The following is an 11,857-nucleotide window of genomic DNA, read 5'->3' as shown; positions in this document are numbered from 1 at the left end:
TTAATTATCCTTGAGTTTCTACACGACGCCTGCACGCAGGAGATCATGCATATGTAACACACCGAGTAACTGGTCGCCATCAGCAACCAGTACGGAGGTGATATGGCGGGACTGCATTAAATTCAGCGCATCGACAGCGAGAATACCGGGACGCACGCGAATGCCCCCTGGCGTCATCACCTCGGCGATCCCCAACTGGCGCATATCGCCGCCCATATCGAACACGCGACGTAAATCGCCGTCGGTGAAGATACCGTCGATCTTCATGGATTCATCGCAAATGACGGTCATACCGAGATTTTTACGCGTAATTTCTAACAGCGCATCACGCAGGGTGGCATGTTTATTAACATGCGGGATCTCATCGCCAGTATGCATAATATCGCTTACGCGCAGCAGTAGCTTACGTCCCAGCGCGCCGCCAGGATGCGACAGAGCAAAATCCTCGGCGGTAAAGCCGCGCGCTTTTAATAACGCCACGGCGAGCGCGTCGCCCATCACCAGCGTTGCGGTGGTACTACTGGTAGGCGCCAGGCCTAACGGACACGCTTCTTTGGGCACTTTAACACACAGATGCACATCTGCCGCACGCGCCATGCTGCTTTCCGGTCGCCCGGTAATGCAAATTAACGGCACGTGCAGACGTTTAAGTACCGGTATTAGCGCCGCGATCTCGCTGGATTCGCCGGAGTTGGAGATAGCGATAACCACATCCTGCGGCGTAACCATCCCCAAATCGCCGTGCGCGGCTTCGCCCGGATGTACAAAAAAGGAAGAGGTGCCGGTACTGGCGAACGTGGCGGCCATTTTCCGTCCGATATGACCGGATTTTCCCATCCCCATGACCACCACTTTTCCGGTGCAGTTGAACATTTTTTCACAGGCCAGGGTGAAATTCTGATCGATGTATTGATCAAGCTCCGCCAGGCCTTCACGTTCAATTTCCAGGACATCTTTGCCTGCCTGCTGAAAGTCAAACCCCGGTTGCAACGCTAAATGCGACATAATCCGTTTCCAGTTATCCAACAAGAAGTGGCGATAGCCAATAGAGCATCGCCAGCCATACGATAAACCCGCCGGTCAGCAGTATACCTGCGCCCCGACCAATCTGGCGCGGATGCCGCCAGCAAAGTAAAGCGAAAACCACGCTAACCAGCAACATCACGCTATAATCTCGCCCAAACGCCAGCGGGTTGATCTCCCCCGGCGCGATCAGCGCAGGCAGTCCCAGCACGATGGCGAGATTAAAAATATTGGCGCCAATGAGATTACCAACGGCAATATCATTTTCGCCTTTTCGCACGCCGGCAATCGCCGTCGCCAGCTCTGGCAGACTGGTGCCGACAGCGATGACTATCAGACCGAGCGTTAATTCACTCATGGCGAAATAGTTCGCCAGCACCGTAGCGTTATCGATTACCATGCGCGTCGCCATCGGCATGATGACCAGCGCAATGCCCAGCCATAAGAACGCGACGGGGAGCCCGCCTTCGCGTGGCAGCTCCGCCAGTTGTTCGCGGGTGAGGCTGTCATTCTCCTGGCGTTCGGCCAGACGCGCGATTTTAACAATGAATAACAGCCATAGCACAGCCAGAAGCAGGAGAAAGATACCATCACTGCGGCTTAACTGTCCGTCATGCAGTACGGAACCGGCTACCACGCTAACAAATAACATTAATGGCAATTCGCGACGTAAAACATCGGAATGCACGGTAAATGGACGAACCAGCGCCGCCAGCCCTAAGATCAGCAAAATATTGGTGATGTTAGAACCGAGCGCCGCGCCGACGGCCAAATCGAGCTGACCGTGTAGCGATGCGGCGACCGACACAATAATTTCCGGCAGCGAGGTGCCGATACTCACGACCGTCATCCCGATGATCAGCGGGGGAATACCGAATGTACGGCATAAAATAGAGGCCGCAAACACCAGACGATCGGCGCCGTAGGCCACCAGAAGCAAACCAATTATGAGTAGCGCCATCGCTAAAAGCATCTAAAGTCCTTTCTTCAGGTATACTCGCCGGTCCCCTGGAAGGGATATCTGGAAGCCGTAACGAAGTCCTAATTTTGACTTTATGCGGCTAAAAAGTAAAACGAATGCCAGCTTTCGCTAACCCTGTCAGTTAATATTCTGTAATTATGTCGAACCCATGGTTAAATTCAGCGCCATGGTTACCTCAACAAGGAAATACGAAGGATGAATCAATGGGTCAGTCTGCGGCCAATTTAGTCGATATGCGCGACGTCAGCTTTTCCCGTGGCGAACGCTGCATTTTCGATAATATTTCCCTGACGGTGCCGCGCGGGAAGATCACGGCGATCATGGGGCCGTCGGGCATCGGTAAAACCACGCTGTTGCGCCTGATTGGCGGACAGATCCCGCCGGATAAGGGCGAGATCTTATTTGATGGCGAGAATGTGTCGGCCATGTCCCGTTCGCGGCTCTACACCGTCCGCAAACGTATGAGTATGCTGTTTCAGTCGGGAGCGCTGTTTACCGACATGAACGTGTTTGACAATGTGGCCTATCCGCTACGGGAGCACACCAATTTACCCGCGCCGCTGCTAAAAAGCGTCGTGATGATGAAACTGGAAGCTGTCGGGCTGCGCGGCGCGGCAAAACTGATGCCTTCCGAGCTCTCCGGTGGGATGGCGCGCCGCGCCGCGTTGGCGCGCGCCATCGCTCTGGAACCGGATCTCATCATGTTCGATGAGCCGTTTGTCGGCCAGGACCCGATTACCATGGGCGTTCTGGTGAAGCTGATTTCAGAATTGAACAGCGCGCTGGGCGTGACCTGCGTGGTGGTCTCGCATGATGTGCCAGAGGTGCTCAGTATTGCTGATCACGCCTGGATCATGGCGGACAAAAAAATCGTCGCTCACGGTAGCGCTCAGGCGTTGCAGGAGAATACGGACCCGCGCGTGCGTCAGTTCCTTGACGGCATTGCCGACGGGCCGGTTCCGTTCCGCTATCCGGCGGGCGACTATCACCTTGATTTACTCGAAACAGGGAGTTAAGCCACTCATGCTGTTAAATGCGCTGGCAGCACTCGGACACAGCGGGATCAAAACCGTCAGGACGTTCGGGCGCGCCGGGTTAATGTTATTCAATGCGATTATCGGTAAGCCGGAGTTTCGCAAACATGCGCCGCTGCTGGTGCGCCAGCTTTATAATGTGGGCGTCTTGTCGATGCTTATCATTATTGTCTCCGGCGTATTCATCGGTATGGTGCTGGGGCTGCAAGGCTATCTGGTTCTGACCACTTACAGCGCGGAGACCAGTCTTGGCATGTTAGTGGCGCTTTCGCTGCTGCGCGAGCTGGGGCCGGTGGTCGCGGCGTTGCTGTTTGCCGGGCGGGCCGGGTCGGCGTTGACGGCGGAAATCGGCCTGATGCGGGCGACGGAGCAGCTCTCCAGTATGGAGATGATGGCGGTCGATCCATTGCGCCGGGTGATTTCGCCGCGCTTTTGGGCGGGCGTGATTTCATTGCCGCTACTGACCATTATCTTTGTGGCGGTCGGTATCTGGGGCGGCTCGCTGGTCGGCGTAAGCTGGAAGGGAATCGACGCCGGGTTCTTCTGGTCCGCGATGCAGAATGCCGTCGACTGGCGTATGGACCTGGTGAACTGTCTGATAAAGAGCGTGGTGTTCGCCATTACGGTAACATGGATTGCGTTATTCAACGGTTATGACGCAATACCGACTTCTGCCGGGATTAGCCGGGCAACGACGCGTACCGTGGTTCACGCATCGTTGGCCGTTCTGGGGCTGGATTTTGTGCTGACCGCACTGATGTTTGGGAATTGAGTTCATGCAAACGAAAAAAAATGAAATTTGGGTAGGCGTTTTTTTGCTGGTAGCGTTGCTGGCGGCGCTGTTTGTTTGCCTGAAGGCGGCAAATGTGACCTCTATGCGCACGGAGCCGACCTATAAGGTTTATGCGACCTTCGATAACATCGGCGGTCTGAAAGTGCGTTCCCCGGTACGCATCGGCGGGGTGGTTGTCGGGCGGGTTGAAGATATCTCGCTTGATCCGAAAACATACCTGCCGCGCGTAACGCTCGACATCGAAGAGCGTTATAACCATATTCCCGATACCAGCTCGTTGAGTATTCGAACTTCCGGACTGCTGGGGGAGCAATATCTGGCATTAAACGTCGGTTTTGAAGATCCTGAGCTGGGAACGTCTATTCTCAAAGATGGGAGTACGATTCAGGACACCAAGTCTGCAATGGTGCTGGAAGATATGATTGGCCAGTTCCTTTATAACAGCAAAGGCGACGACAATAAGAATTCTGGCGATGCGCCAGCCGCAACGGAAGGCCATACTGAAGCCACAACGCCCGCGGGCGAAACGAAATAATCTCAGGAGAATTGAGGCATGTTTAAACGACTGATGATGGTGGCCCTGCTGGTCATTGCGCCATTAAGCGCAGCAACGGCAGCGGATCAGAGCAATCCTTATAAACTGATGAACGAGGCGGCGCAGAAAACGTTTGATCGCCTGAAAAACGAACAGCCGAAAATTCGTGCCAATCCGGATTACCTGCGCGACGTTGTTGATCAGGAACTTCTGCCGTACGTGCAGGTAAAATATGCCGGCGCGCTGGTGTTGGGCCGCTATTACAAAGAGGCGACTCCGGCGCAGCGTGAAGCCTATTTTGCCGCGTTTCGCGAATACCTCAAACAGGCATACGGTCAGGCGCTGGCGATGTACCACGGCCAGACTTACCAGATAGCGCCTGAGCAACCGCTGGGCGATGCGACCATTGTGCCTATCCGTGTAACGATTATCGATCCCAACGGTCGTCCGCCGGTACGCCTGGATTTCCAGTGGCGCAAAAACACCCAGACCGGCAACTGGCAGGCGTATGACATGATTGCGGAAGGCGTCAGCATGATCACCACCAAGCAAAATGAGTGGAGCGATCTGCTGCGTACTAAAGGCATCGACGGCCTGACCGCACAACTGAAATCTATCTCTCAACAGAAAATTACTTTGGACGAGAAACAGTAATGACGCCGCAACTCACCTGGACGCGTGAGGCGGACACTCTGGTGCTGGCGGGAGAGCTGGATCAGGACGTGTTGGCGCCGCTATGGGACGCGCGCGTAGAAGCGATGAATGGCGTTACCCGTATCGACCTGAGCCAGATCTCCAGGGTAGATACGGGGGGACTGGCGCTGCTGGCGCACCTTGTGAACCAGGCAAAAAAGCAGGGCAATGCCGTGTCGCTGTCTGGCGTTAACGACAAGGTTTACGCGCTGGCGCAATTATATAACTTGCCCGAAGACGTACTTCCCCGTATGTAATGAATGCCGGATGGTTTATCCGGCCTACACTTCGCATGATCCCCGTAGGCCGGATAAGTTGCGTTAGCAGCACCATCCGGCACTTTTACCGCGCTGATTTATCAGCGTAATCTTTTGCTTATTTAAGACGGCGCGACTTTGCTCTAAGATGTTGGGCTGTTTTCACTATTTGACGAATAAAGAACCCATGGAAAATCATGAAATTCAGAGTGTGCTGATGAATGCCCTCTCCCTCCAGGAAGTCCACGTCTCCGGCGATGGCAGTCACTTTCAGGTTATTGCCGTGGGAGAGATGTTTGACGGCATGAGCCGGGTCAAGAAACAGCAAACGGTCTATGGGCCGCTAATGGAGTACATTGCGGACAACCGTATCCATGCCGTATCGATCAAAGCATATACCCCGGCGGAATGGGCGCGCGATCGTAAACTTAACGGATTTTAAGCTACGGGTAACCTGCCGGTAGCGGAGATGAATGCTTAACTGAGAATACAATAATGGATAAATTTCGTGTACAGGGGCCAACGACGCTCCAGGGCGAAGTCACAATTTCCGGCGCCAAAAACGCCGCGCTGCCGATCCTGTTCGCCGCTCTGCTGGCAGAAGAACCGGTAGAGATCCAAAACGTTCCAAAACTGAAAGACGTGGATACGTCGATGAAGCTCCTGAGCCAATTAGGCGCGAAAGTGGAACGCAATGGATCGGTACACATTGACGCCAGCCAGGTGAACGTGTTCTGCGCGCCTTATGATCTGGTTAAGACCATGCGCGCCTCGATATGGGCGCTGGGGCCGCTGGTTGCCCGTTTTGGTCAGGGACAAGTCTCTCTGCCGGGGGGCTGTACTATCGGCGCGCGTCCGGTTGATCTGCATATTACCGGTCTGGAACAACTGGGTGCGACCATCAAGCTGGAAGAGGGCTACGTAAAGGCCTCCGTAGAAGGGCGTCTTAAAGGGGCGCATATCGTGATGGATAAGGTCAGCGTCGGCGCGACCGTCACCATTATGTGCGCCGCTACGCTGGCGGAAGGGACGACCATCATTGAAAACGCCGCGCGCGAGCCGGAAATTGTCGACACCGCTAACTTCCTGGTTACGCTGGGGGCGAAGATCGCCGGGCAGGGCACCGATCGTATTACGATCGAGGGCGTAGAGCGTCTGGGCGGCGGCGTTTATCGTGTGCTGCCGGATCGTATCGAAACGGGGACTTTCCTGGTGGCGGCAGCGATCTCTCGCGGCAAAATCCTCTGCCGTAACGCGCAACCGGACACTCTGGACGCGGTACTGGCGAAACTGCGCGATGCTGGCGCGGATATCGAAGTGGGCGAGGACTGGATTAGTCTGGACATGCACGGCAAACGACCGAAGGCGGTCAATGTCCGTACCGCGCCACACCCGGCATTCCCGACCGATATGCAGGCGCAGTTCACGTTGCTGAACCTGGTGGCGGAAGGGACGGGCTTTATCACTGAAACCGTCTTTGAAAACCGTTTTATGCACGTGCCTGAACTCAGTCGCATGGGCGCGCGTGCGGAAATTGAAAGCAATACCGTCATATGCCATGGCGTAGAAACGCTCTCTGGCGCCCAGGTCATGGCGACAGATCTGCGAGCATCTGCGAGCCTGGTGCTGGCGGGCTGTATTGCGGAAGGCACGACGATTGTGGATCGCATTTATCACATCGATCGCGGTTATGAGCGCATCGAAGACAAACTGCGCGCGCTAGGCGCGAATATTGAACGCGTGAAAGGCGAATAACCTTCTGTACGCTGAATAACCCCCGCGAACGCGATTGCGGGGGTTATTTTACAGGCGCTTACTCTACATTCTGTTTGTCTTTATTACGCGCTCTCATAAGCCGCGTTCTGTCGATAAACTCATGCGTGCGCGGATCGTGATAACGCGATGGCCAAATAACCCAGGGTTCCGTTCCCAATGCTTTCGCAATAATCAACTCTCCTTTCGGCCACGGGCGCGTTAATGCATTGGCCAGCGTGGATGAACTCAATCCATTCCGACGTGACTCAGCGGCCATTGAAGTCCCTTTTTTACGTAGTCCGGCAATGATATCGGCCGGATGCCAGTCAATAAGCTTGCTTTCCATACATCCATCACTCCTTAGGTTAATCACTTACGGTTTTAACAACCCGACGACGTTCGATACTATAACGCTTCGTGAAGGAATATTCTAAAAAGTTCATGTAAGTGGCGGCAATATTCAGAATATGCCAGGGGAAGCCGTATATGAATATACGAAAAGACAGGCAATAGGGTATCTGGAGTTTATTAGAACTTAATGGGATATCCCGCGCAGTGCGCGGGATAAGAGAATGGCATTAACGATCGCGCTGCACCGCGATGTGTGCGAGACCGATTAGCGCCTCACGCCATGGAGTATCCGGCAATATCTGCAACGCGGATATCGCTTTGTCGGCTTCTTCTTCCGCTCGCTGACGCGTCCATTCCAGCGAACCGCAGGTGGTCATCGCTTCCAGAACCGGTTCCAGAAGATGACGGCCATTGCCTTGTTCAATAGCGGTACGGATCATCGCTGACTGTTCTGGCGTACCGTGGCGCATGGCGTGAAGCAACGGTAAGGTAGGTTTGCCCTCATTGAGGTCATCACCCACATTTTTACCGAGATGCTCGCCGTCGGCACTGTAATCCAGCACATCGTCAATGAGCTGGAAAGCCGTACCAAGGTAGCGGCCATAGTCCTGCAACCCTTTCTCTTGCTCAGGCGTACAACCGGCAAGAATACCGGAGCACTGGGCGGCGGCTTCGAACAGACGGGCCGTTTTACTGTAAATCACCCGCATGTAATTTTCTTCGGTAATGTCCGGGTCATTCACGTTCATCAATTGCAGCACTTCGCCTTCTGCAATCACGTTGACCGCTTCCGACATCACTTCCAGCACTTTTAACGAGCCGAGGCTGGTCATCATCTGGAAGGCGCGGGTATAGATAAAGTCGCCGACCAACACGCTGGCGGCATTACCGAAAGCGGCATTTGCCGTCGCTTTGCCGCGACGCATATCAGATTCATCCACCACATCATCATGTAGCAGCGTCGCCGTGTGGATAAACTCGATCAGAGCGGCGATAGTCACGTGCGCGTTACCCTGATAACCCACCGCGCGCGCGGCAAGAACGGCAATCATCGGACGAATGCGTTTTCCGCCGCCGCTAATAATGTAATATCCTAGCTGATTAATCAGTTGAACGTCGGAATTAAGCTGTTCAAGGATTGTCGCATTGACACCCGCCATATCTTGCGCGGTTAACTCGTTGATTTTTTCTAAATTCATCGCAAAAGCCGGGCTTATCGCCCCGATTATCCCATGTCTGAATGAGGTAACGTAGGGTTTATGGTTAGAAATATACCCTGATTGTACTGAAAAAACGCCGCAGATAAACGTTACCGTATGCGTTGTGTTTTTTTTCTTCATGTATTGATGGTAGCACTTGTCAAAGCCGTGCAATTTGCGTAATATTCGCGCCCTATTGTGAATATTTATAGCGCGCTCTGAATCATTGAAAGGTGTGCGCGGAAGCGGAGTTTTTTATGTACGCGGTTTTCCAAAGTGGTGGTAAACAACACCGAGTAAGCGAAGGTCAGACCGTTCGCCTGGAAAAGCTGGACATCGCAACTGGCGAAACTATCGAGTTCGCTGAAGTTCTGATGATCGCAAACGGTGAAGAAGTCAAAATCGGCGTTCCTTTCGTTGATGGCGGCGTAATCAAAGCTGAAGTTGTTGCCCACGGTCGTGGCGAGAAAGTTAAAATCGTTAAGTTTCGTCGCCGTAAACACTACCGTAAGCAGCAGGGCCATCGTCAGTGGTTCACTGATGTGAAAATTACCGGCATCAGCGCTTAAGATTAGGGGAGCAGATTAAATGGCACATAAAAAGGCTGGCGGCTCGACTCGTAACGGTCGCGATTCTGAAGCTAAACGTCTGGGCGTAAAACGCTTTGGCGGTGAAGCAGTTCTGGCAGGCAGCATCATCGTTCGTCAACGTGGTACTAAATTCCACGCTGGTACCAACGTTGGTTGCGGTCGTGACCACACTCTGTTTGCTAAAGCAGACGGTAAAGTGAAATTCGAAGTTAAAGGCCCGAAAAACCGTAAATACATCAGCATCGTTGCTGAGTAAGTTTTTTGTGGTCCGGTAACGGATGAAAGCCCCGCACCTGTTGCGGGGCTTTTTACATTCGATGGCCGACTAAAATATACCCGTGTGGCTGTGCGAATGCCGTTAACGGGTCTTTGCAGGGAACACGGCATGAAGCAGCAGGCAGGCATTGGCATTCTTTTAGCGCTCACTACCGCGATGTGCTGGGGAGCGTTGCCAATAGCAATGAAGCAAGTGCTGGAGGTGATGGAGCCTTCAACCATTGTCTTCTACCGCTTCTTAATGGCCAGTATTGGCCTCGGGGCGATACTGGCAGTAAAAAGAAAGCTGCCGCCGCTGCGTATTTTTCGTAAGCCGCGTTGGTTGGTGTTATTGGCGATAGCGACCTGCGGACTGTTCGGTAATTTCATTTTGTTCAGTTCTTCCCTGCAATATTTAAGCCCAACCGCGTCGCAGGTTATCGGCCAGCTCTCGCCGGTTGGCATGATGGTCGCCAGCGTCTTTATTCTGAAAGAAAAGATGCGCGGTACGCAGGTGATTGGCGCGCTGATGTTATTGAGCGGGCTGGTGATGTTTTTTAACACCAGTCTGATCGAGATTTTTACCCGACTGACCGACTACACCTGGGGCGTTATTTTTGGCGTAGGCGCGGCGATGGTGTGGGTGAGCTATGGCGTGGCGCAAAAAGTATTATTGCGACGTCTGGCCTCGCAGCAGATCCTGTTTTTACTGTACACTTTATGTACGATAGCGCTCTTGCCGCTGGCAAAACCGATGGTGATAGCGCAACTGAGCGACTGGCAGCTCGCCTGTTTGATTTTCTGCGGGCTAAATACGCTGGTAGGATATGGCGCCCTGGCGGAAGCGATGGCGCGTTGGCAGGCGGCGCAGGTGAGCGCGATAATCACGCTTACACCGCTATTTACCCTGCTGTTTTCAGATCTTTTATCTATGGCCTGGCCCGATTTCTTCGCCAGACCGATGTTAAACCTTTTAGGTTATCTCGGTGCGTTTGTCGTGGTTGCGGGCGCGATGTATTCCGCCATTGGTCATCGTATTTGGGGCGGTTTACGCAAGCATGAAACGGTGGTTTCGCAACCCCGCTCAGGCGAATGATTTACGGAGAATAAAATGAAGTTTGTTGATGAAGCATCGATTCTGGTCGTTGCAGGCGATGGCGGTAATGGCTGTGTGAGCTTCCGCCGCGAAAAATATATCCCGAAAGGCGGCCCGGACGGCGGTGATGGCGGCGACGGCGGCGACGTCTGGATGGAAGCCGATGAAAACCTGAATACGCTGATCGATTACCGCTTTGAAAAATCGTTCCGCGCTGAACGTGGTCAGAATGGCGCGAGCCGCGACTGTACCGGTAAACGCGGTAAAGACGTGACCATCAAAGTGCCGGTCGGTACGCGCGTTATCGACCAGGGAACCGGTGAAACGATGGGCGACATGACCAAACACGGTCAGCGTCTGTTGGTCGCGAAGGGCGGCTGGCATGGGCTAGGCAATACCCGTTTTAAATCCTCGGTTAACCGTACGCCGCGCCAGAAAACCAATGGTACGCCGGGCGATAAGCGCGACCTGCTGCTGGAACTGATGCTGCTGGCGGATGTCGGGATGCTGGGGATGCCAAACGCCGGTAAATCAACGTTCATTCGCGCGGTATCGGCAGCAAAACCGAAAGTCGCGGACTATCCGTTTACCACGCTGGTGCCGAGCCTGGGCGTGGTACGTATGGACAGCGAAAAGAGTTTTGTGGTGGCCGACATTCCGGGGTTGATCGAAGGCGCGGCGGAAGGCGCGGGCCTGGGGATTCGCTTCCTGAAGCACCTCGAACGTTGCCGCGTACTGCTGCACCTCATTGATATCGATCCGATCGACGGTTCCGATCCGGTGGAAAACGCCCGTATCATTATTGGCGAACTGGAAAAATACAGCCAGGATCTGGCGGCTAAACCGCGCTGGTTAGTGTTCAACAAGATCGATCTGATGGATAAAACCGAAGCGGAAGAGAAAGCGAAAGCGATCGCCGAAGCGTTGGGCTGGGAAGGGAAATACTATCTGATTTCCGCCGCCAGTCAGCTAGGGGTGAAAGATCTCTGCTGGGATGTGATGACCTTTATCATCGAGAATCCGATCGCGCAGGCTGAAGAAGCAAAACAGCCGGAAAAAGTCGAGTTCATGTGGGACGATTATCATCGCCAGCAGTTGGCTGAAGTGGAAGAAGACGCAGACGATGACTGGGATGACGACTGGGATGAAGACGACGAAGAAGGCGTCGAATTCATCTACAAACGTTAATCTCGTAGCCGGATGGCGCTAAAGCTTATCCGGCCTACAAAAGCCAACGGGCCGCATTTGCGGCCCATTTTATTATGTTCGTTGTAGGCCGGATAAGACGCGTTAG

15 protein-coding genes are annotated in these 11,857 nt (G+C 53.8%); 11 read left to right on the top strand and 4 right to left on the bottom strand.

The window, feature by feature from the left end; genetic code table 11:
- Positions 1-18: 18 nt before the first annotated feature.
- Positions 19-1,005 (bottom strand): arabinose-5-phosphate isomerase KdsD, encoded by a 987-nt coding sequence (kdsD, locus tag ACFK9X_RS21085; protein ID WP_023206689.1) that lies wholly within the window; start codon positions 1,003-1,005, stop codon positions 19-21.
- A gap of 13 nt (positions 1,006-1,018) precedes the next feature.
- On the bottom strand, positions 1,019-1,996 hold the full coding sequence (locus tag ACFK9X_RS21080) for a calcium/sodium antiporter (RefSeq protein ID WP_151117612.1): 978 nt from the start codon (positions 1,994-1,996) through the stop codon (positions 1,019-1,021).
- Positions 1,997-2,208: 212 nt separating this feature from the next.
- Between ACFK9X_RS21080 and mlaF the strand changes: the two genes are divergently transcribed.
- The 7 genes from mlaF (at position 2,209) to murA (ending at position 7,072) form a co-directional block, all read left to right on the top strand.
- Positions 2,209-3,021: a phospholipid ABC transporter ATP-binding protein MlaF gene (gene mlaF / locus ACFK9X_RS21075; RefSeq protein WP_151117610.1), complete on the top strand. Its 813-nt coding sequence runs from the start codon at positions 2,209-2,211 to the stop codon at positions 3,019-3,021.
- Positions 3,022-3,028: 7 nt separating this feature from the next.
- Positions 3,029-3,811, top strand: coding sequence for a lipid asymmetry maintenance ABC transporter permease subunit MlaE (gene mlaE / locus ACFK9X_RS21070; protein WP_000925786.1), 783 nt, complete (start codon positions 3,029-3,031; stop codon positions 3,809-3,811).
- 4 nt (positions 3,812-3,815) lie between these two features.
- On the top strand, positions 3,816-4,367 hold the full coding sequence (mlaD, locus tag ACFK9X_RS21065) for an outer membrane lipid asymmetry maintenance protein MlaD (protein ID WP_001193591.1): 552 nt from the start codon (positions 3,816-3,818) through the stop codon (positions 4,365-4,367).
- Between the two features lie 18 nt (positions 4,368-4,385).
- Positions 4,386-5,021, top strand: a complete 636-nt coding sequence (mlaC, locus tag ACFK9X_RS21060) for a phospholipid-binding protein MlaC (protein ID WP_000476475.1) — start codon at positions 4,386-4,388, stop codon at positions 5,019-5,021.
- The gene (gene mlaB / locus ACFK9X_RS21055; protein ID WP_000188843.1) at positions 5,021-5,317 is read left to right on the top strand and encodes a lipid asymmetry maintenance protein MlaB; all 297 of its coding nucleotides are present in this window, start codon (positions 5,021-5,023) and stop codon (positions 5,315-5,317) included. Before mlaC ends, mlaB begins: the two co-directional genes overlap by 1 nt.
- 187 nt (positions 5,318-5,504) lie before the next feature.
- Complete coding sequence (gene ibaG, locus ACFK9X_RS21050) at positions 5,505-5,759, top strand: BolA family iron metabolism protein IbaG (RefSeq protein WP_001518349.1); 255 nt, start codon at positions 5,505-5,507, stop codon at positions 5,757-5,759.
- Positions 5,760-5,812: 53 nt separating this feature from the next.
- Positions 5,813-7,072 carry a UDP-N-acetylglucosamine 1-carboxyvinyltransferase gene (gene murA, locus ACFK9X_RS21045; protein ID WP_000357288.1) on the top strand — a complete coding sequence of 420 codons (1,260 nt, stop codon included), beginning with the start codon at positions 5,813-5,815 and terminating at the stop codon, positions 7,070-7,072.
- Positions 7,073-7,130: 58 nt separating this feature from the next.
- Here murA and sfsB read toward each other — a convergent pair whose 3' ends face one another.
- Together sfsB and ispB are read right to left on the bottom strand one after the other, a co-directional pair.
- Positions 7,131-7,418 (bottom strand): DNA-binding transcriptional regulator SfsB, encoded by a 288-nt coding sequence (sfsB, locus tag ACFK9X_RS21040; protein ID WP_000444167.1) that lies wholly within the window; start codon positions 7,416-7,418, stop codon positions 7,131-7,133.
- Between the two features lie 232 nt (positions 7,419-7,650).
- Complete coding sequence (ispB, locus tag ACFK9X_RS21035) at positions 7,651-8,622, bottom strand: octaprenyl diphosphate synthase (RefSeq protein WP_151117606.1); 972 nt, start codon at positions 8,620-8,622, stop codon at positions 7,651-7,653.
- A gap of 257 nt (positions 8,623-8,879) precedes the next feature.
- Here ispB and rplU point away from each other — a divergent pair, with 257 nt between their 5' ends.
- The 4 genes from rplU to cgtA all read left to right on the top strand — a co-directional run bounded on the left by rplU (position 8,880) and on the right by cgtA (position 11,751).
- The gene (gene rplU / locus ACFK9X_RS21030; protein WP_000271396.1) at positions 8,880-9,191 is read left to right on the top strand and encodes a 50S ribosomal protein L21; all 312 of its coding nucleotides are present in this window, start codon (positions 8,880-8,882) and stop codon (positions 9,189-9,191) included.
- A 19-nt stretch (positions 9,192-9,210) separates the two neighbouring features.
- Entirely contained in the window at positions 9,211-9,468 is a 258-nt protein-coding gene (rpmA, locus tag ACFK9X_RS21025; protein ID WP_000940593.1) for a 50S ribosomal protein L27, read from the top strand.
- 129 nt (positions 9,469-9,597) lie between these two features.
- On the top strand, positions 9,598-10,563 hold the full coding sequence (locus ACFK9X_RS21020; RefSeq protein WP_000813052.1) for a DMT family transporter: 966 nt from the start codon (positions 9,598-9,600) through the stop codon (positions 10,561-10,563).
- A 15-nt stretch (positions 10,564-10,578) separates the two neighbouring features.
- Positions 10,579-11,751 carry an Obg family GTPase CgtA gene (gene cgtA, locus ACFK9X_RS21015; RefSeq protein ID WP_000673556.1) on the top strand — a complete coding sequence of 391 codons (1,173 nt, stop codon included), beginning with the start codon at positions 10,579-10,581 and terminating at the stop codon, positions 11,749-11,751.
- Positions 11,752-11,857: the final 106 nt, after the last annotated feature.

The organism is Salmonella sp. WC3 (assembly GCF_042932255.1).
Taxonomy (GTDB): domain Bacteria; phylum Pseudomonadota; class Gammaproteobacteria; order Enterobacterales; family Enterobacteriaceae; genus Salmonella; species Salmonella enterica.
Note: the sequence above shows the minus strand (reverse complement) of the source record. Positions and strands in the feature narration are given on the sequence as shown.

Bases quoted from the DNA above. Each gene is read 5' to 3' on its own strand.
- kdsD (WP_023206689.1), bottom strand. From the start codon at position 1,005: ATGTCGCATTTAGCGTTGCAACCGGGGTTTGACTTTCAGCAGGCAGGC.
- ACFK9X_RS21080 (WP_151117612.1), bottom strand. From the start codon at position 1,996: ATGCTTTTAGCGATGGCGCTACTCATAATTGGTTTGCTTCTGGTGGCC.
- mlaF (WP_151117610.1), top strand. From the start codon at position 2,209: ATGGGTCAGTCTGCGGCCAATTTAGTCGATATGCGCGACGTCAGCTTT.
- mlaE (WP_000925786.1), top strand. From the start codon at position 3,029: ATGCTGTTAAATGCGCTGGCAGCACTCGGACACAGCGGGATCAAAACC.
- mlaD (WP_001193591.1), top strand. From the start codon at position 3,816: ATGCAAACGAAAAAAAATGAAATTTGGGTAGGCGTTTTTTTGCTGGTA.
- mlaC (WP_000476475.1), top strand. From the start codon at position 4,386: ATGTTTAAACGACTGATGATGGTGGCCCTGCTGGTCATTGCGCCATTA.
- mlaB (WP_000188843.1), top strand. From the start codon at position 5,021: ATGACGCCGCAACTCACCTGGACGCGTGAGGCGGACACTCTGGTGCTG.
- ibaG (WP_001518349.1), top strand. From the start codon at position 5,505: ATGGAAAATCATGAAATTCAGAGTGTGCTGATGAATGCCCTCTCCCTC.
- murA (WP_000357288.1), top strand. From the start codon at position 5,813: ATGGATAAATTTCGTGTACAGGGGCCAACGACGCTCCAGGGCGAAGTC.
- sfsB (WP_000444167.1), bottom strand. From the start codon at position 7,418: ATGGAAAGCAAGCTTATTGACTGGCATCCGGCCGATATCATTGCCGGA.
- ispB (WP_151117606.1), bottom strand. From the start codon at position 8,622: ATGAATTTAGAAAAAATCAACGAGTTAACCGCGCAAGATATGGCGGGT.
- rplU (WP_000271396.1), top strand. From the start codon at position 8,880: ATGTACGCGGTTTTCCAAAGTGGTGGTAAACAACACCGAGTAAGCGAA.
- rpmA (WP_000940593.1), top strand. From the start codon at position 9,211: ATGGCACATAAAAAGGCTGGCGGCTCGACTCGTAACGGTCGCGATTCT.
- ACFK9X_RS21020 (WP_000813052.1), top strand. From the start codon at position 9,598: ATGAAGCAGCAGGCAGGCATTGGCATTCTTTTAGCGCTCACTACCGCG.
- cgtA (WP_000673556.1), top strand. From the start codon at position 10,579: ATGAAGTTTGTTGATGAAGCATCGATTCTGGTCGTTGCAGGCGATGGC.